13 protein-coding genes are annotated in these 25,218 nt (G+C 70.4%); 9 read left to right on the plus strand and 4 right to left on the minus strand.

Features of this window, described 5'->3' with window-relative positions:
* The first annotated feature begins 1 nt into the window (after nt 1).
* The 3 genes from MYMAC_RS22320 to MYMAC_RS22330 are packed head-to-tail and all read left to right on the plus strand — an operon-like array spanning nt 2 to nt 8,285.
* The gene (locus MYMAC_RS22320) at nt 2-4,522 is read left to right on the plus strand and encodes a DUF8189 domain-containing protein (RefSeq protein ID WP_095959560.1); all 4,521 of its coding nucleotides are present in this window, start codon (nt 2-4) and stop codon (nt 4,520-4,522) included.
* Nucleotides 4,519-6,315: a hypothetical protein gene (locus tag MYMAC_RS22325; protein WP_239988953.1), complete on the plus strand. Its 1,797-nt coding sequence runs from the start codon at nt 4,519-4,521 to the stop codon at nt 6,313-6,315. Before MYMAC_RS22320 ends, MYMAC_RS22325 begins: the two co-directional genes overlap by 4 nt.
* On the plus strand, nt 6,312-8,285 hold the full coding sequence (locus MYMAC_RS22330; protein WP_095959562.1) for an ATP-binding protein: 1,974 nt from the start codon (nt 6,312-6,314) through the stop codon (nt 8,283-8,285). Before MYMAC_RS22325 ends, MYMAC_RS22330 begins: the two co-directional genes overlap by 4 nt.
* A 27-nt stretch (nt 8,286-8,312) precedes the next feature.
* On the opposite strand, the gene MYMAC_RS22335 is transcribed toward MYMAC_RS22330, so the two are convergent.
* The 3 genes from MYMAC_RS22335 to MYMAC_RS22345 all read right to left on the minus strand — a co-directional run bounded on the left by MYMAC_RS22335 (nt 8,313) and on the right by MYMAC_RS22345 (nt 12,360).
* Nucleotides 8,313-9,005 carry a RibD family protein gene (locus MYMAC_RS22335; protein WP_095959563.1) on the minus strand — a complete coding sequence of 231 codons (693 nt, stop codon included), beginning with the start codon at nt 9,003-9,005 and terminating at the stop codon, nt 8,313-8,315.
* 393 nt (nt 9,006-9,398) lie between these two features.
* The gene (locus tag MYMAC_RS22340) at nt 9,399-11,090 is read right to left on the minus strand and encodes a sulfatase family protein (RefSeq protein WP_095959564.1); all 1,692 of its coding nucleotides are present in this window, start codon (nt 11,088-11,090) and stop codon (nt 9,399-9,401) included.
* 70 nt (nt 11,091-11,160) lie between these two features.
* Nucleotides 11,161-12,360 (minus strand): extracellular solute-binding protein, encoded by a 1,200-nt coding sequence (locus MYMAC_RS22345; RefSeq protein ID WP_095959565.1) that lies wholly within the window; start codon nt 12,358-12,360, stop codon nt 11,161-11,163.
* Between the two features lie 213 nt (nt 12,361-12,573).
* Here MYMAC_RS22345 and MYMAC_RS22350 point away from each other — a divergent pair, with 213 nt between their 5' ends.
* Entirely contained in the window at nt 12,574-13,359 is a 786-nt protein-coding gene (locus MYMAC_RS22350; protein ID WP_095959566.1) for a phytanoyl-CoA dioxygenase family protein, read from the plus strand.
* A 78-nt stretch (nt 13,360-13,437) separates the two neighbouring features.
* Here the strand turns inward: MYMAC_RS22350 and MYMAC_RS22355 are convergent, their stop codons facing one another.
* Nucleotides 13,438-19,893, minus strand: a complete 6,456-nt coding sequence (locus MYMAC_RS22355) for a MupA/Atu3671 family FMN-dependent luciferase-like monooxygenase (protein WP_095959567.1) — start codon at nt 19,891-19,893, stop codon at nt 13,438-13,440.
* Nucleotides 19,894-20,260: 367 nt separating this feature from the next.
* Between MYMAC_RS22355 and MYMAC_RS22360 the strand changes: the two genes are divergently transcribed.
* The 5 genes from MYMAC_RS22360 to MYMAC_RS22380 all read left to right on the plus strand — a co-directional run bounded on the left by MYMAC_RS22360 (nt 20,261) and on the right by MYMAC_RS22380 (nt 25,218).
* Entirely contained in the window at nt 20,261-21,628 is a 1,368-nt protein-coding gene (locus MYMAC_RS22360; protein ID WP_095959568.1) for an MFS transporter, read from the plus strand.
* 166 nt (nt 21,629-21,794) lie between these two features.
* Complete coding sequence (locus MYMAC_RS22365) at nt 21,795-23,009, plus strand: glycoside hydrolase family 19 protein (protein WP_095959569.1); 1,215 nt, start codon at nt 21,795-21,797, stop codon at nt 23,007-23,009.
* A 538-nt stretch (nt 23,010-23,547) separates the two neighbouring features.
* Nucleotides 23,548-24,129, plus strand: a complete 582-nt coding sequence (locus MYMAC_RS22370; RefSeq protein WP_013941109.1) for an RNA polymerase sigma factor — start codon at nt 23,548-23,550, stop codon at nt 24,127-24,129.
* Nucleotides 24,116-24,490, plus strand: a complete 375-nt coding sequence (locus tag MYMAC_RS22375) for a hypothetical protein (RefSeq protein WP_157757537.1) — start codon at nt 24,116-24,118, stop codon at nt 24,488-24,490. Before MYMAC_RS22370 ends, MYMAC_RS22375 begins: the two co-directional genes overlap by 14 nt.
* Complete coding sequence (locus MYMAC_RS22380; RefSeq protein ID WP_095959571.1) at nt 24,487-25,218, plus strand: ImmA/IrrE family metallo-endopeptidase; 732 nt, start codon at nt 24,487-24,489, stop codon at nt 25,216-25,218. Before MYMAC_RS22375 ends, MYMAC_RS22380 begins: the two co-directional genes overlap by 4 nt.

The following is a 25,218-nucleotide window of genomic DNA, read 5'->3' on the forward strand; positions in this document are numbered from 1 at the left end:
GATGATTACCAAGCCGATTGCGGACCCCCTGGCCAACGAGCACGTGCTCCGCGTGGAGCCCCGCATGGCGCCCTTCGGCGTGGAGGCCGAGTGGCGCAGGAGGGCCCACTTCTTCACGGGACGCGCCGTGTCCGCGGACGCGCTCGCGATGGAGCAGGAACATCGCGCGGGGCGGCTCGCGCTCCTGGGCCAGCACCTCACGCCGGGCATCGTCGCCGGGCTGGAGGTGCACCTGGAGCGGGTGGAATCGCAGACCTTCCTCCATGTCCGGCCCGGCAACGGCATCGCCGTGACGGGCGAGGACGTCATCGTCCGCCGGCAGCTCCGCGCCCCGCTGGGCGCGATTCCCCTCTTCCCGGGGCACAGGGAGCCGTCCACGTTCTCCCTGGAGGCGCTCGCCAACGAGGTGCCCCCCGTGGACCCGCTGCCCTTTCCCAGAGCCGCGGTGCTGGTGCTCGTCCCCACCACGTCCGTGCTGCCGCCGCCGGCCTCGCAGACGGACGCCTGCGAGGTGGACCCGGGCGCCTACGCGTTCGAGGACGCGGTGCGCACCGAGGGCGCGGCGCTGGTGCTCTGGGGCTGGCCCGAAGGCTGGGACATGCCGCAGGACTACTCCCTGCGCTGGCGCAGCAGGCTGGTGTACAGCCTCTTCGAGCGGGAACGGCGGCGCCGGAGCAGAGCGCTCGCCCCCTGGGAGCACCTGGGCGTCCCGATTGGACTCCTGGGCTTCGAGGAGGGGCCGGCAGGCCCCGAGGTGCTGTTCGTCGATCGGCACGCGGTGGCGCGCGCGGGTGGGCTGCCACGCGCGCGCACGCCGCTGATGAAGTCCCGCGGCTCGCCCGTGCTGTGGCAGGCGCGCATCCTCCAGTTCAATGACCACCTGGCGGAGCTCCCCCCGGAGCGGCTCGCCCAGGACAAGGCCATCCTCCACTTCCGCCGCCTGCCGCCCGTGGGCGTGCTGCCTCCGGACGCCGTGGACTACCGCGCCTGGACGCGGCGCTTCTTCCCTGACCGGTTCGAGCTGGAGGCGGTCCCCATTCCCCTGGAGCAGCTCGATACGGTGGCCATGGCCAGCGCGGCCCTGGAGCCACTGGACATCACGCGCGAGGAGCGCGTTCGCATCCTCGTCCCCGTGCCCGGCGCCGTCTACGAGCCGGGGCTGCTGCATGACGCGCCGCTGGACCCCGCCTTCCTCGCCGCCATCGAGGAAGGGCTTCAGCGTCTGGGCGGATGGCTGAAGCGGCGCCTCGTCGTGCGGGCCCGGATGAGCACCCTCAAGGACACCCTGTACGGCGCCACCGGCGACCACTATCCCCTGGCCGACCCGGAAGCCGACCCGGACGAGGCCCGCTACATTCCCGACGCCGAGCCGACGAACCCCACCGAAGACGATTACGCGACGGAGGGTGAGACGGTGCCCGCCGCCGAGGTCTATCTCCAGGACCACTTCGAGCCGTCCTGGGGCCTGGCCGTCGATGCGCGCTCCGACCTGCTGGCTCGGCCCCAGGGCGACCCGACGCCCCGGATGGAGTTCGCCGGGCAGCTCACCTCCGCGCCCGTGGTCATCTCCACCGAGGACCGCGCGCACGTCTTGTTCCGGGGCCCGTTCTGGACGCTGGGCTACCGGACCTTCGACGGTCAGTCCTGGAGCAAGGTGACGCCCGTGCTTCAGGGGCGCGTCCGGTCGCGATCCATCCCCGTGGTGGCGATGTGGCCGCGCGGGCGGCTGGACGTCTACTTCCGGGACGAGCAGGGCAACCTGCACAACACCTACCTGGACACCCGCCTCGGCAATCAGTCCTGGAGCAGCCCGCGCATGCTGGCCAGCGGCGTCATGGGCGATGCGGCCGCGGTGTCCCCCTCCGAGGGACGCACGGACGTCTTCTACCAGGCGCTCCGCGGAGATGTTCTCTCGCTCTGGTGGATGACCGTCACCGCCACGCGCGTCATCCGGCCGAAGCCCTTCGAGCCGCCGGTCGCGTTCAAGGGCGAGCCCATCTCGGCGGTGGTGTCACGCGGCCAGCTCATGGCCTTCCTCCTGGATGCCCAACGCAACATCCGGCAGCTCACCCTCCCCGTGGACCCCTCGCAGGGCACGGAGGTCTGGACGGACCACTCCGTGGGACGGGAGTTCCGCTGGCTCAAGGCCTGCGCCTCACCGGATGACGGCACCGTGGACCTGGTCGCGCTCACCGGCAGCTCCCTGCTGCACCGCCGCTTCGACGGCCTGGTGTGGAGCGACTGGAAGGACCTGGGCAGCGGCCATTCACTCACCGCCGCGCTGTCCGCGCCGGGCAAGGGCGTGTTGGACGTCCTGTCCCGCGCGGTCAACGGACGCATCCTGTACGCCCGGTTCGACGGCACCACCTGGACGCCCTGGAAGACGCTCGGCACCGAGGTGGCGCGCTCCGCGCCCGCGGCCATCCGCCGGGGTGAACACCTGGATGTGATTGTCAGGGCGCGTGAGAACCTGCTCTGGCATCGGCCGGTGCGCTCGCCCCTGCAGACCACCCAGCGGAAGCTGGGCCTACGCGGGCTGATGCGCGACCTGTCCGACCGCATCCAGCGGGTGGACGAGGCCGTGGACGCGGCCTTCCTTCAGGTCCAGTCGGAGATCCATCGCGTCCGCCAGCTCATGCTGGGCAGCACCGCCTCCGCGGTGATGACGGCGTCTCCCGTGCTGACCGACGTCGCCCAGGCCGAGACACGCGTCGCCACGTTGACGGACGTGGAGAAGTTCATCGGAGTCCTGAACGCGAAGCGCAAGGTGAACTGGTCCACGGTCCGCTTCCTGGAGCCCACCAACCTCAGGGACCGGCTCCTGAGAGTCTCTCCCGTCATCGGCACGCTTCACTCGGCCATGGCCATCAAGCGGGAGGTGCTCGGGAAGCTGTTCCGGCTGCTCTCCGGCATGGAGTTCCGCCTGGAGGGCGTGCAGGTCCCCAACGTGAAGGTGCCACCGTGGCGGAGGTCGCGCGTGCCACCGGTGACTGGAGAGCCAACGCCCACGCCCATCCCGGAGGAGCGCATCAACGTTCCGTTGAGCGAGCTGCGCGTGCTGACCACGGAGGACTGGAGCCAGGTGTTCACCGAGTACGTGGCGCCCCGGGTGCCCGAGCGCGCGGACGAGGCCACCTACTTCTCCATGTCCGTGGCCCAGCTCGAGGACGTGCTGGCCGTGCTGCGGAACCTCGAGGACCGGGTCCTGCGGTACAAGGAGGCGCTGGAAGAAGGCGGGCAGTTGGTGGGCGTGCTCCAGGCGCATGAGAGCCGGGGCGGCGCGCGCCTGACGGTGATTGGCACGGAGGTCGCCGAGTCGCGCCAGGACGTCATGGTGGCGCGCGCGCTCCTGGCCGAGGAGCAGGCCCGGCTGCAACGCATCAACACCCGGCGCACCCAGGTGCTGCGCGAGCACGTTCGCTTCCTCGTCTTCCACCGCCCCCGAGAGCAGGTCATGGACCGGGCCACCCCCGTCCGCGCGCTGGATACGGGCATCTACGAGTCGGAGCTGCCCGCGGCGCTGGCGGAGACGCGGGCCGCGCCTCCGGAGCTCTGGGCTCTCCTCCAGCTCCTCCGAGACGCCCCGCTGGCCTGGTTCGCGCAGGGGCCCGCGCTGTTCCAGCGCCTGGACCGGTTGGACCTCGTCCAGCGGACCCTGGAAGCGGCCCGGCAACGCGCCACCGTGCGCGTGCCTCCCGCCCTGCCACAGATAACCCGCGCGCCCAGCCGCTCGGGTGAAGGCGTCAGCCGGGTCTTCACGGCGCAGAGCCAGCGCGTCTCCCAGGCCCGGGTCGTCACCGCCAACCTGGAGCTGGCCAGCCTCGTCCATCGCGGCTGGGCGGAGCTGGTGAAGCTGGCGGAGCCCATCACCTCGTTCGGCGACCTGATGGACACCGCGCACGGGCGGCCCGACATCGCGCAGGCCGCGGCCCGCGAGCTGGAGAACCTCGCCAAGGTGGCCACGTACCTCTACTTCCTCTTCGGCGAGGTGCCGCCACGCGTCCGGATGGAGTGGGCGTCGCTGCTCAGCGAATATGACGCGCCGTGGGACCTGCGGGACCTGGGCCTGCTGCCCCAGTGGAACACGCTGGAAGTCACGGGGCGGCGCCAGCTTCAGGAGCTGGTGGACTGGCTGTTCGCCCAGATGAACCCGTCGCGGACCGAGGCCGTGGCGCTGATGAACGACCTGGTGCGCTCGGCGCTGCTGCTCGCCAGCCACGCGCCGGTGGGAGAAATCGTCGCCGGGCACCTGCCGAAGCCCGCCCCCGCCAGGGTGGGCACGGTGCTGGACCTGCACGTGGACCCTGCGCGCATCCGCGTGGGCACCCATGTGCTGCTCGCCTCCGGCGGCCACACGGTCCAGGCCGTGGTGGAGGACCTGGGGACCGGCACGGCCCGCGCGCGCGTCTTCTCCACGAGCGCGGCGAGCGTGAACCTCGCGGAGAAGACAGTCGCGAAGTTCTCCGAGCCCGAGCAGCGAGGCGGCCTGCTCCCGACGCCGCGCCGGACCCTGCGCCGGTGACCTCGGAACGGCGGGTGCGCCAGGTGAAGCTCGCGGCCCCGAGCCGCGCGCTGGTCCAGCGAGGGGCCGTCCTCCTGGAGGACGCGCTGCGCACCGCCTCGCTTCCGGATGCCCCCGGGGGCCGGGTGCTCGTCATCCGCGAGCTGGCGCTCGGAACGATTCACGCGGACCGCAGCCCGGCCGCGCTCTCGCTCGTCGTGGAGCAACGCGTGCGCGAGCTGGCGCGGCTCGCGGTGCATGCCACGTCTCCGTCCGCCGCCACCGCGCAGGCGGTCTACTTCCGGGATGAACTGGAGCCGTTCGTGGTGCTGGCCACGCGGCTCGCCCGCGGGCTCCCCGTGGACACCTGGTTCTGGCGGCTGGCCGTTCCCGGACTGCATCCCGGGACGCCACGAGATGACGGGCTCCGCCTCGCGCTCGCCGGCGCCTTGCGGACCCGGCCCGGCCCGGCCGCCGCGGTGATGCTCGTCTCCGAGTTGGAAGCGCTCGGCGCGCTGGCGCCCCTGCTGGGCGCGCTGCGCTGGCAGGATGGCCCCGCGCTCGTCCGGGCGTGGTGGGGACACCTGTCGCCCCGCCCGGAGCCACGGCTGCACCTGGACGACGCGGGTTCGGCGGAGCAGGTCTCCGAGTTGCTTCGGAGCACGCTCTCACACTGGACTCGGAGCTGGGGAGCCGATGACGCCCGGGCGGTGTGGCTGGCCGCGGTGGCCCTCTGCGCGCGCATGCCCTCACAGGTGGCCGCGCCCGGCCTTCCGTCGCGGGCATGGCGGGTGCTGGCGGCGCTCCAGGCGTCCCCGGCGGACCCTCTCACGAAGCCACGGAAGCCGCTCCCACGGGCTGCGCCTGGGCCGGAGGTGCCCGAGGTCTCCCCCGACACGAGCGTGGCGCAAGGCAACGCGTCGCCATCGCCGCTCTCACGGGAGGCCCTCTCCGGCGCGCCCGCTTCGGGCACGGAGAGGAGGCCCTTGGATGCTGCAATCCCCGCGTCCTCAGTGGGAATGACCGCGTCTCCCACGCAGCGGCTGACGGCACGCGCCTCGCCCACGGACAACGACGGGACATCCGATGCGAGTGGAACGCCGGAACAGGACACGTCCCCGCGCCACGTCACGGATGAAGCGCTCCCCACGGCCGCTGGGGGGCTGCTCTTCCTCGTCCCCATGCTGAACGCCCTGGGGCTCGAAGAGTTCCTGGCGGACCACCCTTCCCTCGCGGACCTCGGCCTCCCGCAGCGCTTCCTTCGTCTCGTCGCGGAGCGCCTGGGTGTCCCTTCGACAGACCCACTGCTCCGCGCGATCCAGGAGGCCGCAGCGGAGCCATTGCCCGTGCCCAGCGCCTTCAGCTTCCCACTCCGATTCCAAGCAGGCGTTGGCGCCCACGCCCCCTTCCGTCTCGTCCGCGAACCCACGGGGCGCTCCATTGCCTTCGATGCGAGGACCCGGGTGCCGCTCGCCGCGACGCCCCGTGGCGGAACGCTGCCCCCACCCTTCGACAGTCACCTCGCGGCGATTCTGGAGCAACCACTCCCCTGGGATGACGCCACGCTCCTGCTGCGCGGTGCCCTGCTGGCGGTGGGCCGAGTCACGCGACGGCGGGCCCATATGGGACTCAGAGCGCTCGTCCTCCGTCCCGGCCGCGTCGTCGCGACTCGCACCCATCTGGACCTCGTCTTCGCGGCCTCGCAGGTGGATATCCGCATCCGGCGCGCGGGGCTCGACATCAACCCGGGCTGGGTTCCCTGGCTCGCCCGCGTCATCCAGTACCACTATCAATCCGACGAGACCGGAGCATGACGACGCCCTCCCTGCCCCTTCGCACCACGGTCCTCGCGGCGTTGGCCCTCACACAAGAGGACTCGGGGGATGGAGAGGCCATCGAGCTGCGCTTCCTCCGACAGCACCTGGACGCAACGGGACAGGACTGGGTGGCGCGCGCCCGGGAGCGCCTCACGCATCCAGGCGCCGAGGATGTGGGGCTCGTCAGGCTCGGCGAAGCGCTCGGGCTCTCCCTGGTGGAGCTCCTGGCCGTGGCCCTGGTCGCGGCCGTCGAGCAGGACCCGATGGTGGGCCGGGCCGTCGCGTACCTTCAAGCCCCCGTGGGAGCCTCCCGGCCAACGCTGGGCCTGGTGTCCAGCGCGCTGGCCCCGGCCGCTCCCATGGGCCAGGAGGCACTGCTGCTCCTCACCGCCGGAGCGGCCCTGGGCAGCGGGCTGCTGATGCGCCTCCGGGAAGAGCTGCCCCTGTGCGAACAGACGCTGGCCATGCCGCTGCCGCTCTTCCTGGCACTGTCCGGCCATGAGGTCACCTGGCCTGGGACGACGCCAGGCTCGGCCCACCCTCTGGACGTACCGCTGCCACCCTCCATCATGGAGGGAGTGGACCGGCACGCGCGCTTCCTCGCGACCAAGCCCCGGTCGACCCTGGTGCTGCGCGGCACGGCCCTCTCTGAAACCCGCGCTGTGGCGGCCGCGGTCGCTCGGGCGCTCGGGCGCGCGCCGCTCTTCCTCGGAGCAGAGCCACAGCCGGGGCTGGGGCTGGGGCCCTTCCTGCTTCAGCGAGGACTGCTCCCCGTCCATGTCCACGAGCTCGCGCCCGGCGAGCGGAAGGTGCTTCCCAGCCTGCCGTACTACGGCGGCCCCGTGCTGGCCATCACGGGTCCAGAGGGCACGCTCGACGCGGCGGACCGCGCGGTGTTGCGCTGGTCGGTGCCGCGGCCACCCAGGGAGGAGCGGCGGACACTGTGGGAGTCCTCGCTGGGCGCATCGGCGCTGGCGGAGGAGCTGGCCCGGCGACACCGCCAGGGCGCGGGACGGATTGCCCACCTTGGCCGGCTGGCGCGGCAGCAGGCGGAGCTGGACGGACGCCAGGCGCCCGAGCTCAAGGATGTCCTCGCCGCGGCGTGGGTGGCGGAAGCCGAGGGCATGAGCACGCTCGCGGAGCCGATGATGGACGCCATCCACGACGACGCCATCGTCCTGGTGCCCCAGGTGAAGCGCGAGCTGGAGCTGCTGCTGGCGCGGTGCCGCGCCCGGGACGACCTGGTCCATGGCCTGGGCGCCTCCGCGACGGCGCGCTATCGCTCGGGCGTCCGGGCGCTCTTCATGGGCGCGTCAGGCACGGGCAAGACGCTGGCGGCGGGTTGGCTGTCCACGAAGCTCGGGCTGCCGCTCTACCGGGTGGACCTGGCATCGGTGACGAGCAAGTACATCGGTGAGACGGAGAAGAACCTCTCACAGCTCTTCGCGCGGGCCGAGCACTCCGACCTGGTCCTGCTCTTCGATGAGGCGGACTCGCTCTTCGCGAAGCGGACCGACGTGAAGGATTCGAACGACCGGTTCGCCAACGCGCAGACGAACTACCTGCTCCAGCGAATCGAGGCGTTCGATGGCGTGGCCATCCTGACCAGCAACAGCAAGAGCCGGTTCGATTCAGCCTTCACGCGCCGCCTCGATGCCATCATCGACTTCACCTTGCCCGGACCCGCCGAGCGGCGCGCGCTCTGGGCCTCGCACCTGGGCACGGCGCACGAGCTCCCCGCCAAGGAGTTGAGCCGGCTTGCGGCGACGGCGGACCTGGCGGGAGGCCAGATTCGAAACGTAGTGTTGACGGCCGCGCTCATCGCGCGTGAGGCGGGGCGCCCCATCCAACCACCGGACATCCTCGAGGCGCTCGCGCATGAATACCGGAAGCAGGGCCGCGAGCCCCCCTCCGAGCTCCGCGCCATGCCCCAGGGGAGCGCTGGCGTCACCCGCTCCCGTGGGTGACGCTCGCCGTCCGTGGGGCCGCCGTTCTTATTTACGCAGCTTGTACCTCAGCCAGACGAGGTCGCCCTTCCGAGGCTCAGCGGAGAGCAGCTTGAGCTGGCGGACGGGGCCCCGTCCCTCGCGCGCATCGAACAGAGAAGGCGTTCCCACGGAGCCATCCGCGATGGGCGCAACCAGGATGCTCAGCTCGTCAATCAAGTCCGCGGCCAGGAAGGAGCCGTTGATTTTCCCGCCACCTTCCAGGAGCAGGCGCTTGATGCCGAACTCCTTCCGGAGCTTCTCCAGCACCTTCTTCAGGTTCAGGTCCGCCTTGCCGCCAAACAGATAGGAGACGCCCTTCGACTGAAGGAAGGCCAGGTAGTCGTCGGAGACCTCCTCCGTGAGAATGGTGATGACGTGCTCTTCATCGATGGAGCCCGACTTCCAGGTCAGCTTGCCCGACGGGTCCAGCGCGATGGCGTAGGAGTCCGCGTCACGCTTCGCGATGAAGTCCGTCCTCGGAATCGGCTCCGCTGACTTGCGGGCCGGAACCTTCGCCTTTCCCGCGTAGGGCTCCATCGAAATCCGGCCAATCATCCAGGCGTCGGCGTCGAACGTCTCCGCCGTCCGCTCGTACTCGCCCATGGCGCGCTCCGAGAGCTTCCAGCCCTTCGTGACGATGCGCCCATCGAGGGATGGAATCATGTGGCAAATCACGTACGGGCGCTTCGCTCCGGTCATCTGCGGTCTCCTCGGAATCAGAGTGCGGTCCTCAAGAGCACGTCGCCTCGACGCGCTCATGGGCGCACCTGTGGACGGGCTCGACACTACTGAGTCGACGTGACGGCCGCCCGCCGCTGGCTCCCCAGCGGCGGGCCGTCGCGGCGTCCCCGACACTCCAACGCCCGCTCAGGAGCCCTCGCGCTGGACGTTATCGAATGACAGCTTGAGCGTAGCCAACCAGCCGTAGGAGCCCGCCACGGCCACAATCATCTCGACAAACGAACGCTCAGTCGCCGAGTCGACACGGCCGGATTGAGTCCGGCCCACATGGCCCGTCAGGCTATGCAAGACTTCATTGCATCGCCTCATCCCCTGGAAGTCCGGGGCAAGGTCCAGCGAGGCGAGCCAACCTCAGTCCCGCAGCGGCCCCTTCGTCGTCGCGTTCCGATTCAGGCTCTGGGGCAACAGCCGCTTCTTCTCGCGCTGCTCCTTCAAGACCTTCTCGAGCGCATCACGGACATCTTGCGGCAAGGGCTGGGCCGCCACCGCGCTGCACCGGTTCCGCGTCTCCAGCGGGTCCTCCGTGAGGTCGTAGCACTCGTACTCACGGGGGATGAAGCGCGCCGTGGCGACCTCGTCCGTGTTCCCCGGCGCGCCCGCGAAGAAGCGCGGGTTGTCCGAGTAGCAGCTAAACTTCCAGAGCGTGTCGCCCGTGAGTTCGGGAAGGCGCGTCACCACCGTCTCGATGTGCTTGGGCTGGATGACGCCCGCGTACTCCTGGCCCGTGAGGTTGTTGGTCATCTGGAGCCCTGACTCGACGTTGTCGTCGGTCATGAAATAGATGGGCTCGTGCCGCTCGGGCTCCCGGCCCAGCACCAGACCGGACAGGTCCCTCCCCACCAGCGGCTGCGCCTCCGAGTGGTCTCGCGCCAGCTCCCGCCGGGCCGCGTCCACGTCGATTCCGGCGAGTCCGAGCAACGTCGGGACCAGGTCCACATGCGACGTCACCAGCTCCGTCCTCCTCGGCTCCGGGAACAACCCCGGGTTGGAGATGACGAACGGCACGTGCAGCGTCTCCTGATAGGCATTGTACCACTTCTGCATCATGCCGCCGTGCGCCCCGAGCATCTCGCCATGGTCGGAGGTGAGGACGACGATGGTGTTCTCGAAGAAGGAGGTCCGCTTGAGATGTTCATACACCCGGTGGATGTGTTTACTCACCTCCGCCATGAGGAAGTAATAGAGCTGCCGGTACGACGCGGTGTCGCGCTGCGGCAGGTACATGCGGGGATATGTGTAGACGTAATCCTTCTGGCAGCGCGGCTTGCTCTCGAGCGATTCGCCCGCCGTCGGCGCAGGCTCCACGTCAGGCAGCTTCCCTGCCGCCTGAAGGTTGTTGAACACGGTGAACCAGGGCAGGCCCGAGAAGACGATGTCGTGCGGATTGACGAAGGAGCTCACGAGGAGCCACGGCGCCGCCTCACCCGCCGTTGCCTGCCGGTCCAGGTCGCTCAGCAGCCGGCACACCTGGTCCGCGAAGCCCGGGTCGCGCACCGTCCCGTCGTTCGCCTGCGACGAGCCGTGGGGCTCCGGGCCAATCCAACCGGAGAAGCCGAACTTCTCCAGCCGCCCGGACTGCTCGTACAGCGCGACGCGCTCCGGGTAGACGTCACCGCTCGCGTCGTTGCTCATGAGCGGCGTCTGCGTCCCTGGGACGAGGATGTCCTCATCGGAGAGGTGCCACTTGCCTCGGTAATGCGTCTGATAGCCGCCCTTCCGGAAGTACGCCCCCAACGTGGGCACGGTGTTGGGCGCCAGCCAGTACATGTCCGGGTCGAACGAGGACTTCCCGATGCCAGGCGTCTGGCTCACGCCATGGAGCGACGGATACTGCCCCGTGTAGAGCGTGGTGCGGCTGGGCGCGCAGGCCGTGGAGGCCGTGTGATGCCGGAGGAACTCGATGCCATGCTCGCGGAGCTCCTGGCCGACCCGGTCATTCTCCACACGAAACCGCCGGGCCTCCTCGTTCTCGTAGGGAGGCGGGAAGCGCTCCTCGTCCGTGGTGATGATGAGGAAGTTGGGGCGCTTGCCGGCAGCCTTCATGTCACGACCTCCTGGAGGGAAACGGAAACCCTACCCCAGAAGGTCGTGACGCGTGGCGACACCCTGCCGATTATTGCAACGCGTCCATCAGCGCCGCCTGCAGCGCCCTCCGGTTCTCTGGAAAGCCCTGGTTGGGATAGGGTCGGACACCGCGCAGGAACTGCTCATACTGCTGATACATCGGGTCGGAGCGCGCGGGCTCCTGCTGATAGAAGGCCTGGGTGGCCTGCAACAGGTAGCGCGGCGTGGTGCCCTGCGGCGCGTCCCCGCTGAAGGCGATGAGGCTGCGCACGGCCGGGTCCTTCATGAAGTCGGTGAAGGCCCGCGCATCCTCGGCGCACGTCCCCGTGCATTGCGCGTTGACCACCAGCGCATCCACGAACACCGCTGGCGCGGAGCCCGTGCCCAGCGGCACCGAGATGACCTCCGGAAGCGCCATGCCCGGGTTGGCCTTCCGGATGAAGAACAGCCGCTCCGTGTAGCCCATGAAGCCATTGGCCTGCCCCGTGGCGAAGGCCTCCTCCGCCAGGGCGTTGTCCGCGTACGTGCCGTCCAGGCACGGGTTGACGCCCGCCTCCAGCTCGCAGCTCCGCACCACGTCCTCGAAGGCGTCCAGCGCCGTCCCATCCAATGGCAGCGACAGGGCCTGAGACAGCGCGCCCGTGGGGTTCGTGTCCGCCCATGCATCCAGATAGGACGAAGGCAGGGTCCAGCTCCCGTTGTAGTTCACCGACAGCGGACGCACTCCGGGCGCCACGTCGGTGAGAACCTGGACCAGGGACGCGCCGTCCGTGGCCGAGGGCAGGTCCGGGCTGTTCGAATAGACGACGTAGCTGCACAGGTAGGTCGGCACGCCGTAGCTCTGCCCCGAGATGGAGACGGCCTCTTCCGCCGCGGGATGGGCGACGCCCGACTCCAGCGCCACGGGCCGCACCCAACCCTTCGTCACGAGGTCGCCCAGGATGAGCGTGTCGATCTCCACCACTTGCGCGGCCCCTGGGCCCTGGCCCAGGAGCTGATTCAGGGTTCCCCCTTCATCCAGGTCATAGAGGTCCAGGTTCGCGTCGAACACGATGTCCACGTCGATGTCCGAATGCTCCCGCTCGAAGTCCGCTTCGAGCCGCTGCTCGAGGCTGGCGAAGCCGTCCCCCGCGGCGTCTGGGATGTACGGGAAGAGAACGACCTTCAAGGGCCGCGGCTCCTCGGGCGCGGGTTCCGAGCAGGCGCCCAGGGACAGGGCGAGGGCGCAGGGCAAGACTCTCCATTGCATGGCGTGGCTCCGGCGAAACGTGGGCGAGGACTCGTCGCGGAGCCTACCACTGCCTCCGACTGGGATTGCGTCCGCTCCAGAACACAGCAACCTTCACCTGCCCCGCGGGCCACCTGCGTTTGTCATTGATTCAAGCGGCTCCCTTGGGAGCGCTCCGTCAGGAATCCCGGCACCGAACGTCCGCGGCCCCGGACCGCGAGGAGGCAACACCGAATGGAACTCACCCAAACCGAAGTGGACCAGTTCATCGAGCAGGGCTTCGTCCGGCTGGACCAGGCCTTTCCCCGAGCGCTGGCGGACGCGTGCCGTGAGCACCTCTGGCGCGACACGGGCTGTGCGCCCGACGACCCGGCCACCTGGAAGCAACCCGTCATCCGGCTCGGGGAGTATGCGCAGGAGCCCTTCCGGCTCGCTGCGAACACGTCCCGGCTTCGAGGCGCGTTCGACCAATTGGCGGGCCCGGGACGTTGGCTGCCCCGGGGCAGTCTGGGCACCTTCCCCGTCCGCTTCCCCAGCCCGGACGCGCCCGGTGACGACGGCTGGCACGTGGACGCCAGCTTTCCGGGAGACGACCCGGGCAACTTCTTCTCCTGGCGGATGAACGTGGCCTCGAAGGGCCGCGCCCTGCTGATGCTCTTCCTCTTCTCCGACGTGGGCGAGGACGACGCGCCCACCCGCCTCCGCGTGGGCTCGCACCGGGACGTCGCGCGGGTGCTTGAGCCGGCGGGAGACGCGGGGATGTCCTTCATGGAGCTCGCGGGCAAGCTGGACGTGTCCGCCCACCGTCCGCTCGCACTGGCCACGGGCGAGGCCGGCACCGTGTACCTCTGCCACCCCTTCCTGGCCCACGCCGCCCAGCCGCACCGGGGCACCCGGCCGCGCTTCATGGCCCAGCCGGTCCTGATATCCAGGGAGCCCTTCCCGCTCCACGGCCCCGAGGCGCTGGCGCCTCCCGTGGCGCGCGCCATCCAGCAGGCCCTGGCCGAGCCGCGCGCGTAGCCCGCAAGCACCACGCGCCGCCCTGGCTTCCACCGGGACGGCGCGTGGCCGCGACTTCACCCTGTCCGCGTCCGGAGATTACTTCCGGGCGCGCTGGCGCTGGCGCTTGAGGCTCTCCAACTGGCGCTTGGCCCGGTCCTGCGCGGCCTCGACCTGGGACTGTCCGGCCCCGGCGTCCTGCCGCGCGAATCGGGCCAGGGTGCTGATGGTGGGGTGCTCCAGCAGCTTCAGCAGGGGCAGGTCCTGTCCCAGCACCGACTTGAGCTGCGCGTGCACCTGCACCATCAGCAGCGAGTGGCCCCCCAGGTCGAAGAAGTTGTCGTGCACGCCCACCTGCTCCACGCGCAGGACGGAGCGCCACACCTGGGCAATCTGCTCCTCGAGCTGTCCCTGGGGCGCCACGAAGGCCGCCTTCGCGGAGCGCACCACGTTCGGCGCGGGCAGCGCCTTGCGGTCCACCTTCCCGTTGGGGGTCAGCGGCAGCGCGGGCAGCTCCACCACGAGCGATGGAACCATGTGCTCGGGCAGCCGCTGCGCCAGGGCGTCGCGGAGCGCGGCCACGTCCACCGCCGCGCCCGACTGGGGCACCACGTAGGCCACGAGCCGCACGTCGCCGGGCACGTCCTCACGCGCCACCACCACCGACTCTCGCACCGCGGGCTGCGCGGTGAGCGCCGCCTCGATTTCGCCCGCCTCGATGCGGAACCCACGCACCTTGAGCTGGTAGTCCACGCGGCCCAGGAACTCCATGGTGCCGTCGGCCCGCCACCGGGCGCGGTCGCCCGTGCGGTACAGCCGCGCCCCGGGCTCGTTGGACCAGGCATCCGGGATGAAGCGCTCCGCCGTCAACTCCGGGCGCCCCAGGTAGCCGCGCACCACGCCCGAGCCGCCGATGTAGAGCTCCCCCGCCACGCCCACGGGCGCCGGCCGCAGCAGCGCGTCCAGGACGTAGAAGCGCGTGCGCAGGAGCGGCGTGCCGATGGAGACGACGGCCGCCGTCTCCTCCGCCGCCACGCGCGCGGTGGAGGACCAGATGGTCGTCTCCGTGGGGCCGTACATGTTGAGCAGTTCGGCGGACGCCGGCAGCGCCTGCCGCAGCGACGCGGCCAGCGCCCCCGGCAGGGCCTCGCCGCCCACCATCAAGCGGCGCAGGTTGCCCAGGGCCTCGGCGGACTCGGGCTCGGCCAGCAGCGCGCGCGCCAGGGACGGCGTGCACTGCAAGTGCGTCACGCCATGCTCCCGGAGCTGCTCGGGGATGGACTTCGCAGTGCCCGCGCGGCGGCTGTCACGCACGCAGCGCTGCCGCACCTCGTCCAGCAGCGGCAGGCTGGCGAGCACCGTGTCGGCGGGGATGCCGAAGTCGATGAGGCAACCCACCTCGTCCACGCCCAGCTCCTGGAGCTGGCCAATCCGCTCGCGCACCGAGCGGGGCGTGCCGAACAGGCCGCTCGTCTCGAAGTAGCGGTCGAAGGCGTGACCGGCCAGCCGGTCCAGGTCCGCCTCCGTGGCCGAGTTCATGTCGATGCCCAGCGTGCTCCCCAGGCCGCGCATGAGGTCCGCGGAGCTCTTGAGGTAGTTGCGGAAGGGCTGCTCCACCACCTCGCGCACCTTCGCAGCGTCTTCGCCGATGAAGGTGTGCAGCATGAGGGTGACGTGGCCCTCGCCCGCGTGGCCCGCGTCGCGCCAGGCCTGACGGTAGAGGCCCAGCTTCTTCTCCAGGTCCTCCCACGTCTGCCCCAGCAGGTGCGTGAGGATGTTGCACCCCATGCGGCCCGCGGTGATGAACGTCTCCGGGTTGCCCGCGGCGGTGAGCCACACGGGCAGCTCCGCCTGCACCGGCCGGGGACGCAGCTTCACGTCCACCTGGGCGCCACCTCCGCCCGGGAAGCGCACCGTCTCCCCGCGCCACAGCCGGCGCACGGTGTCGATGCCCTCCATCATCAGCTCGCGGCGCTTCTCGTACTTCTCCGGCGCGAAGACGAAGTCGTTGGCGTGCCAGCCGGACGCCACGGAGATGCCCACGCGCCCGCCGGACAGGTTGTCCACCAGGGACCACTCCTCCGCCACGCGCACCGGGTGGTGGAGCGGCAGCACCACGCTGCCGGCGCGGATGGCCACCCGCTTCGTGACGGCGGCCACGGCCGCGCCCGCCACCGAGGGGTTGGGGTACAGGCCACCGAAGGCGTGGAAGTGGCGCTCCGGCGTCCACACCGCCGCGAAGCCGTGGGTGTCCGCGAACTTCGCGCCCTCCATGAGCAGCTTGTAGCTGCTCTCCCCACGCGACGCCTCCGCGTCATCCGCGAAGTAGAAGAGGCTGAAGTCCATGGGGCGCTTTCGGGCCCCCGCGGCGCGCGCGGGAGCCTTGAGCGAGCCCCCCTCCCCCTGCACCACCACCTTGAAGCCACGGGTGAGCGTCCACAGCAACTCCAGGACGGAGATGTCGAAGGAGATGCTGGTGACGGCCAGCCACGCGCCCGCGGGCGAGTGGCCCACGCGCACGTCCATGGCCGCGAAGAAGTTGGCCACGCTCCCATGCGGAACCACCACGCCCTTGGGGCGGCCCGTGGAGCCGGACGTGTAGATGACATACGCCGCGTTGTCGGGCGTGGTCCCCTGGGCCAGCGGAGACGCCGGCGATGCGGCATAGGGCTCCGCCGTATCCAGCAGCACGGCGTGGAGGCCGGCCACGGGCAACGTGCCCGCCAGGTGCGACTGCGTGACGAGCACGCGCGCGCCAGAGTCCTCCAGCATGTATGTCAGCCGCTCCCGGGGATAGTCCGGGTCCAGCGGCACGTAGGCGCCGCCAGCCTCGAGGATGCCGAGCATCCCCACCACCATCTCCACCGAGCGCTCGGCGCACAGGCCCACGCGCACCTCGGGCCCCACGCCCAGGCCGCGCAGGTGCAAGGCCAGCGCGGAGGCGCGGCGCGACAGCTCCGCGTAGGTGAGCGCCCCATCCTCGGCGGCCACCGCCACGGCGTCGGGCGTGCGGGCGGCCTGCTCACGGAACTGCGCGTGGATGCAGTGCGACGGCTCTGGAGAGAGCGGCGCCGTGAAGTCGTTCCAGTCCACCAGCAGCGCGCGGCGCTCGGCCTCGTCGAGCAGCGGCAGGTCGTCCACGCGCGCGTCCGGCGTGGCGACGATGCCTCGCAGCAGGGCCTCCAGGTGGCCGGCGAGCCGCGCCATCGTCGCGGGCGTGAAGAGGTCCGTGCGGTACTCCAGCGCCGCGTCCAGCCCTCGCGCCGTCTCCACCACCGCGAGCTGCAGGTCGAACTTCGCGGTGCCCTCCACGGCGCCGTCCGGCACGGGCAGCACCGGGCGCCACTGCATGCCCGGCACGTCCATGTCCACCGGCGGCAGGCTCTCCAACACCAGGTTCGCCTGGAACAGCGGATTGTCACCGCCGCGCGCCGCGCGCGCCGCGCCCACCACCTCCTCGAAGGGCAGGTCCGCGTTCGCCAGCGCCTCGTGGAAGGTGCGGCGCATGCGGCCGAGCAGCTCGCGGAAGCGGGGCGAACCGGAGACGTCCGCGCGGAGCACCAGCGTGCTGGCGAAGAAGCCCACCACCTCGCGCAGCTCCGCCCTGTCCCGCTGGGCGAAGATGGTGCCCAGGCCGAAGTCGTCCTGGCCGCTGTAGCGGTGCAGCAGCGCCGCCCAGGCCGCGGAGAGCGTGACGAAGAAGGTGCAGCCCTCGCCGCGCCCCACCCCCTTGAGCGACTCCACGAGGTCCGCGGGCAACGTGAAGCGGTGGAGCGCGCCGCGGAAGCCCGGCTCGCGCGGGCGGGGGAAGTCCGTGGGCAGCTCCAGGCGCGGCAGGTTCTCCAGCTTCCGGGCCCAGTAGGCGCGCTGCCCATCCAGTGCGCCCTCCAGGCCACGCTGCCAACGGGCGTAGTCCACGTACTGCAACGCGGGCGCGCCCAGCGCCGCGGCCCCGCCCGACACCTCCGCGCGGTACAGCGCGGCCAGCTCCCGGGCCAGCACGCCAATGGACCAGCCGTCCGTGACGATGTGGTGTTGGGTCATCAGGAGCACGTGCTCCTGGTCCTCCAGCGCCACCAGCGCCGCGCGCACCAGCGGGCCTTCGGCCAGTTGGAACGGCGTCTCCCCCTGGGTCCGGGCGAGCTGCCCCACCTGCGCCTCACGCTCCGCCGCTGGCAACGCGCGCAGGTCGGCGTGGGCCACCTCCAACGGGCGCGAGGGCGACAGGTGCTGGCGAGGCTGCCCCTCCACTTCGGGGAAGGCCGCGCGCAGCACGGCGTGACGCGACACGAGCCCCTGGAGCGCGCGCTCCAGCGCGGGGACGTCCAGCGCCCCGGAGAGCCGGAGCTGGAAGTGGACGTTGTACAGCGGGCTCTCCGGCACCAGCCGGTCCAGGAACCACAGGCGCTGCTGGCCGGGCGACAGCGGCAGCTCCCCGTCCAACGGGCCCGCCTTCAGCGGCGGCACGGCGGGCGCGGCGGCGCCCTTCCACGCCTCCACCAGGTGCGCGGCGGCGGCGCCCAGCGTCGGGTGCTGCCAGAGGAACGCCACGGGCAGTGACACGCCCAGCTCCTCCTCCAGCCGGCCGTGCAGCTCCAGCGCCATCAGCGAGTCCAACCCCAGGCTGGCCAGGGACGTGTCCGGCGCCAGGGACGCGGGCGCCGCGCGAAGCACCCGCGCGGCCTCCACGCGGAGGAAGTCCTCCAGCAGGGCCGGGCGCGCGTCATCGGCCGCCAGGGACAGGCGCTCGCGCAGCGGCGCCGCGGGCGCGGTGTCCGGCACCGGCGCGGCCTCCTCGCCCGAGAGCTCCACCACCTCCAGCGTGCCCGCCAGGAAGCCGTCACGGCAGGCCCGCCGCTGAATCTTGCCGCTGGACGTCTTCGGGATGCTGCGGGCCTGGAGCAGCACCACCGTGTGCGCGTGCACCTGGTGCTCGTCGGCGAGCGCGCTGCGCAGGGCGCCCACCACCGCCGCGCCATCGAAGCCCTCGCGGACGTCCACCTCGGACACCACCACCAGCCGCTCCTCCCCCTCCACCTCCACGGAGAAGGCGGCGCTGCACCCGGGCCGCACCGCGCGGTGCGCGCGCTCCGCGGTCATCTCCAGGTCCTGCGGGTACAGGTTGCGGCCCCGGACGATGAGCAGATCCTTGAGCCGGCCGGTGATGAACAGCTCCCCCTCCGGCGACAGGAAGGCCAGGTCGCCGGTGCGCAGGAACGGGCCCTCGCCGCTGGCGAGCCGCGCGCCAAAGGCGTGCGCCGTCTCCTCCGGGCGATCCCAATACCCATTCGCCACGCTGGGGCCGGACACCCACACCTCGCCCACCTCGTGAGGCGCCCGGGGCGTGCGCGTCTCCGGGTCCACGATGAGCAGCCGCTGGTCTGGCGCGCCCTGTCCGGACGACACCAGCGTGCGCGCCGCGGGGCCCTCCGCCACGTCCGGCGCCAGCTTCGCGCGGCCCAGCTCCAGCGCGGCGGTGTCGAAACGCGCCTGCACGCAGGGCGTGCCCTTCACACCGCCGCTGACGATGAGCGTCGCCTCGGCCAGGCCGTAGCAGGGATAGAAGGCCTCGCGCTTGAACCCCGCGGGCGCGAAGGTCTCCGCGAAGCGCTCCATCGTCTCGCGCCGCACGGGCTCCGCGCCGTTGAAGGCCAGGTCCCAGTGGCTCAGGTCCAGGCGGGCCACGTCCTCGGCGCGGGCCTTCCGCGCGCACAAATCATACGCGAAGTTGGGCCCGCCGCTGCACGTCCCCTTGAAGTGGGAGACGGCCTCCAGCCAGCGCAGGGGCCGCTGGAGGAACGCAATGGGTGACATCAGCACGCATGGGAACCCCAGGTAGAGCGGCTGGAGCACCTTCCCGATGAGACCCATGTCATGAAACATGGGCAGCCAGCCAACGCCGACGGAGCGCTCCGCCTGCAAGCCGAAGTCACGCGTAATCAACGACTCGTTGTGGAGGATGTTGGCGTGGCTGACCTTGACACCCTTCGGGTTGCCCGTGGACCCCGACGTGTATTGCAGGAAGGCCAATGAGTCAGGCGTCAGCTCCGGGCGCTTCCAGCCGGCGGCCTCGGACTCAGGGACGGCGTCGCTGGCGATCCACTGCAGCTCCCCCAGCTCGGGCGCCTGCGGCGTGAGGAACTCCGCCATCTCCTGGATGAAGGTGGTCGTCAGCACATACCGCGCGCCGCAGTCACGCGCGATGGCGCGCAGGCGGGGCAAGGTGCGGTCCAGGCGCGTGGGGTCCGGCGGGTAGCACGGCACGGCGATGACGCCGCCGTAGAGGCTGCCCATGAAGCCCGCGACGAACTCCAACCCTGGCGGGTAGAGCAGCAGCGCCCGCTCCCCCTGCGCCCCCAGGGCACGCAGCCGAGCCCCCAGCGAGCGCGCCCGTGAATCCAGCCGCCGGTAGCTCCACTCCTCCACCGGGCCGTCCACGTCTCCTGTCTCCAGGAAGCGATACAGCAGCGCGTCGCCTTGGGACTCGGCGCGTTGACACAACACGTCCACCAGGGTGGGGAAACGGTGAGCCCGCGGCTCGATGTGCTCGGTCATGTCTTCTCCTGCTCAGGACACGGCCCGGGCTGACACACGGCCACAACGCCAGACTGAGCACGGAGAACCCCCGGTAATACCTTCCGGTCAAGCCTCCCCGAGACAGCGTGCCGCTTCGCCCGGAAGAGGAAGCACGCTCGTACCGCGCCTGAGCGCCCCCCTCGATACAAAGGCGCTTGTGCCACCGCCGTTGCCTGCTTGTCCATATAAACGATAAGATCGATTATTACAGCGATAGCGGTTCCTGATAAAAAGATTCCGCCACGCCAATGGCACCCGGTAGAGGGACGTCCTGGACGTGCTCACGCGACGCCGGACGCGCATCCGACACTGAGTGGCACCCATTCACGGAAGGCCCGCTGACGGCATGGCTTCTTCGAGCAGGCGCATCGCCACCCAACCCGCCCGCGTCTTCAGCCTCATCTGGCTGGGGCAGCTCGTCTCGTCCTTGGGGACAGGGCTCACCCAGTTCTCGGTGGGCGTCTTCGTCTACCAGAACAGCGCTTCGGTCACGGAGTACTCGCTGGCCTCCTTCTTCGGGTTCCTCCCGATGGTACTGCTCGCCCCTGTCGCGGGGTCCTTCGTGGACCGCAGCAACCGCCAGCGGGTGATGTTGCTGGCGGACCTGGGGGCCATGACCTCCATCCTGCTGATGTGGGGTCTGGTCTCCGCGGACAGCGCCGGCCTGTGGCCGCTGCGGAACTGGCACTTCTACCTGCCGCTCGCCATGGGCGCCGCCGCCAGCACCTTCCGCGTGCTGGCCTTCTCCACGACCACGCCCCTGCTGGTCTCCAAGGAGAACCTGGGCCGGGCCAACGGCATGGTGGAGCTGGCGATGAGCGCCGGCCAGCTCCTGGGCCCCGCCATGGCGGGCGTGCTCGTGGTGCGCCTGGGGCTCCAGGGCGTGCTGCTCATCGACCTCGCCACCTACGTCTTCGCGCTGGGGACCCTGCTGTGCGTGCGCATTCCCCAGCCCGAGCTGGACGCCACGCAGGCGGCGGCCCGGAAGTCGCTCTGGACGGACATCGCGCTGGGCTGGCGCTTCATCCGGGAGCGCCAGGGCCTGCTGGGGCTGCTGGCCTTCAGCTCCGCCGTCAACCTGGTCTCCGTCCTGGTGACGGTGCTGATTACGCCCCTGGTGTTGAGCTTCACGGACCCGACGACGCTGGGCTGGGTGGTGTCGTGCTCCGGTGTCGGCATGGTGATGGGCGGCATCACCATGGGCGTCTGGGGCGGCCCGAAGCGGCGCATCCAGGGCGTGCTGGGCGCCGAGCTCATCGCGGGGCTGGCCCTGCTCGCGGCCGCGCTTCCGGCCAGCGTGTTCGTCGTCGCGTGCGCCGCCTTCGTCTTCATGTTCACCGCGCCGGTGGCCATGGGGTGCTCACAAGCCATCTGGCAGAGCAAGGTGCCCCCCGCCATCCAGGGCCGCGTGTTCGCCACGCGCCGGATGCTGGCCCTGAGCGCCCCGCCCATCGCGGCCCTGCTCGCGGGCCCGCTGACGGACAAGCTCTTCGACCCGTTGATGGCGCCGGACGGCGCTTTGGCCAGCAGCGTCGGACAGGTGCTGGGCACCGGCCCGGGCCGGGGCATCGCCCTGCTCTACATCGTCCTGGGGCTGATGCTGGCGACGTGCGTCGTACTGGCCTGGTCCGCCCCCCGGGTGCGCGCCGTGGAGGACGAGCTGCCGGACGCGCTGCCGCCCCAGGTCGTCCCCGCGGCCCAGTCACAAGCCTGACCCGCCGCCGCGCGTCCGCTGCTCAACGCTTGGCACGAAGCGCGACTGTCCGATTATTCAGATTTTACCGCTTGCCGTACAGTCCTTGCGGCTCTGACTTCGGAGCCCGGGCCTCCGCCATCCCCGGGCGGAGCGCCCGCACCCCTCGTCCGCAAGGAGCATGTGTATGTCTGGCAAGTTCGTGGTTCGCAGTCTGGCCCTGCTGGGAATCTGTGGCGGCCTGAGCGCCCTGGGAGGCTGTGGCGGCGCGGAGCCGGCGCCCGGCGCCGAACCGGTGGGCCAGGTGGAGGGCGCCGCCATCGTCGACAACGTCACCGAGGGCACCTACATCATCCGCTCGGTGATGACGGGCAAGTGCATCGACGTCGCCTCGTCGAGCACGGCGGACGGCGCCAAGGTGCAGCAGTGGACGTGCAACAACACCAACGCGCAGCGCTTCCGCGTCACGCCCACGTCGGGCGGCTACTTCAGCATCCTCAACGTGAACAGCAACAAGGCGCTCGACATCAAGGAGGTGAGCACCGCGGCGAACGCGCTCGTCCACCAGTGGAGCTACGGCGGCGGCGCCAACCAGCAGTTCCGCTTCGTGAAGGAAGTGGGCAACGAGTTCAGCATCCGCGCGCGCCACACGGACATGGCCATCGACGTGTACTGGGGCAACACGGCCGACGGCACGGAGCTGGTGCAGTACCCCTACGAGCAACGCACGAACCAGCGGTGGACGCTCGACCGCGTGGATGGCGGCGGTGGAAACCCCGGTACGGGGCTGGGGGCCATCCTCAGCGAGTCCATGTTCAACAGCATGTTCCCGAACCGGAACCCCTTCTACACGTACAGCAGCCTCATCGCCGCCGCGAACACCTTCCCGGCCTTCGCCAACACGGGCTCGCTGGAGACGCGCAAGCGCGAGGTGGCGGCCTTCTTCGCCAACACGGCCCACGAGACGGGCAACTACGTCTACGTGGAGGAGATCAACCGCGGCGAGTACTGCGGCGCGTGGGGCCCGCCGGGCTGCTACTGCGTTTCGGGCAAGCGGTACTACGGGCGTGGGCCCATCCAGTTGTCCTGGAACGGCAACTACTGCGCCGCCGGCGCCGCGCTGGGCCTGCCGCTGCACACCGACCCGGACCTGCTGGCCCGTGACGCGAACGCCGCGTGGCGCTCCGCGTTCTGGTTCTGGACCACGCAGGCCGGCGCGGGGACCATGTCCGCGCACAGCGCCATGGTCAACGGCCACGGCTTCGGTGAGACCATCCGCACCATCAATGGCTCGATTGAGTGCAACGGTGGCAACCCGGGCCAGGTGCAGAGCCGCATCAACAACTACTTGCGCTTCACCAGCATGCTGGGCGTGGCCCCCGGCGGCAACCAGGGCTGCTGAGCCGCCTTCCTGGGGTAGGGGGTGATCGCACCTCCACCCCACACCGGACGCCGGGCGGCCTCATGCCCCAGGCCGCCCGGCTCCGGCCCCGTCCCCTGGCAGCATTCGCACCCGGAAGCGGGCAGCCCCCTGCCCCGCCTTCCGAAGAGACGCGCTGCCACGCCTGATGGCGCTCCCCTCCGTCGCCGCGCTCCCGGAACGTCCCCCCGAGCCGCCCCGGGTAGCATCGGACAACGCCCGCATCCGCCCTGAAGCATGGCTTTGGGGGCCGGGTCTGTCTTTACCACCCGGGTGGTATGGGAATGACCGCGCTGGCGTGCCCAGACCCCTCCCCTTCCATTTATTTGACTTTTTGGGCATACCACCCGGGAGGTACAGACGCGGGTGCTGAACACTGAAAACCTCGCGCGGTCATGCGAAGGGTCCTCTGCGTCGAACTCGCTGCATCGGTTCCGAAGGAGCACACACCAACGCATTCAAACCGAGAACGGGGCATGTCTCCCGGCGAGGTGAGGGGATGAGCTTTCCAACATGGGAAGTGGAGCTGAAGCTGCACGCGCGGGTTCTTCAAGGTGAGTCGTTGGCTTCAGAGGATGTCTTCCGGGTGCTCATGGACCCCATCGTGAAGGTCCTGAAGCATGAGGTGGGCTGCCAGGTCGATGACGATGCCTATGACTCGGCGGTGGACGCGGTGCTCTACTACTTGCGCCACCCCCAGCGTTACGACAGCCAGCGGGCCCGGCTCTCCACCTACTTGACGCAAATAGCCAAACGGCGGGCCGCTGACCGGCACCGGTCTGGCAAATCGCGAGTCCAGAGAGAAGAGGATTACGGCGAGGAATTCGCACTTCGCGCGTCGGCTCCGAAAGACGTCATGGAGCTATCCGTGGAGGCCCGTCTCACCGTGAGGAAACTCGAGCAAATCAATTTCCGGACGGAGGAGCGCAAGCTCTTGGGGCCCGTGCTCCAAGGTGAAGGCGCGACGGAGGAGCTGGGGAAGGTGCTCGGCCTTGACTCGCTGTCGGAGCTGGAACAGCGGCGCGAGGTGAAGCGGCATCGGGACCGGCTCATGAAGCGATTGGCGCGCGTTGGAAAGGAGGACGCCCATGACAAGTCCTGAATGGCTTGAGCACGCGGCCCGGCGCAGCAAGAGCGAGTCCTGGATGCTGGGCCATGCGTTCGAGGAATACCGGCAGCTCGAAGGCCTCTCCGAGGAGGCGCTCGCCAAGGAGCTGGGCTGCTCGGCGGAGACGCTGCGCTGGCTGGCGTTGTGCCGTTGCCCGGAAGGCGCGACATTCGACGAGCAGGTCTCCGCCATCGCGGAGCGGCATGGCGTGGACGACCTGCTCCTGGTGCAGCTCCTGCGGCGGCTGGAGGTGGTGAAGGCCTTCAAGAAGCCCCCTGCCGACGGCTCGCCTCCCCAGCGCGTGCTGTTGATGGCCGCGCAGGACCGCGAACGCGAGGGAGAGGAGAACACGTGACGGAAATCTGGCTGAGGGAGGCGGTGGCGCTCTCCGGGCTGCCACCTCCCACGACCTTCCCCCGGGACATCGCGCGCGACGCCGGCCGGCGGCTCCCCGTCACCCTTGTCGTCGTGGATGGGTTGACGTCCGCGTCCGTGAGGGACTGGCTCTCGCGGCGGATGGGGCTCGACCACCCCGTCTCGGATACGCCCCGGCGGTTCCGGGGGTGCATGGTCGCGTGCTCCGGCCGGGGCGTCCTCTTCCGCGACAGCAATGACAGTGAAGACCACCAGCGCTTCACACTGGCGCACGAGGTCGCGCACTTCGTGCTCGACCATTTGACGCCTCGCGCGCGGGCGCTGAAGCGATACGGAGAGGCCATCCGCACGGTGCTGGACGAAGACCGCCCTCCCCATCCACGAGAGCGGCTGGCGTTCGCGCTGGACCAGGTGCCCCTGGGCATCCAGGTGAAGCTGATGGAGCGGGACGCGGATGGCGCCATTCAGTCTGGAAGCGTCGCGGAGGCCGAGTGGCGCGCCGATCGCCTCGCGTTCGAGTTGCTGGCCCCCGCGGACATTGCATCCCCGCTGCTGAAGGAGCGCCATGACGACCCCGGAGACGTCAGGCTCGCCGGCCGGTTCGGCCTTCCGCGCATCCACGCGCGGACCTACGTCCGGATGCTGACCCGGCGTGAGCGGCTCCGCTCGTACTCGACGGTCGATTTCCTCGGTGACGCTGGGAGGTAG

Source organism: Corallococcus macrosporus DSM 14697 (assembly GCF_002305895.1).
Taxonomy (GTDB): Bacteria; Myxococcota; Myxococcia; order Myxococcales; family Myxococcaceae; genus Myxococcus; species Myxococcus macrosporus.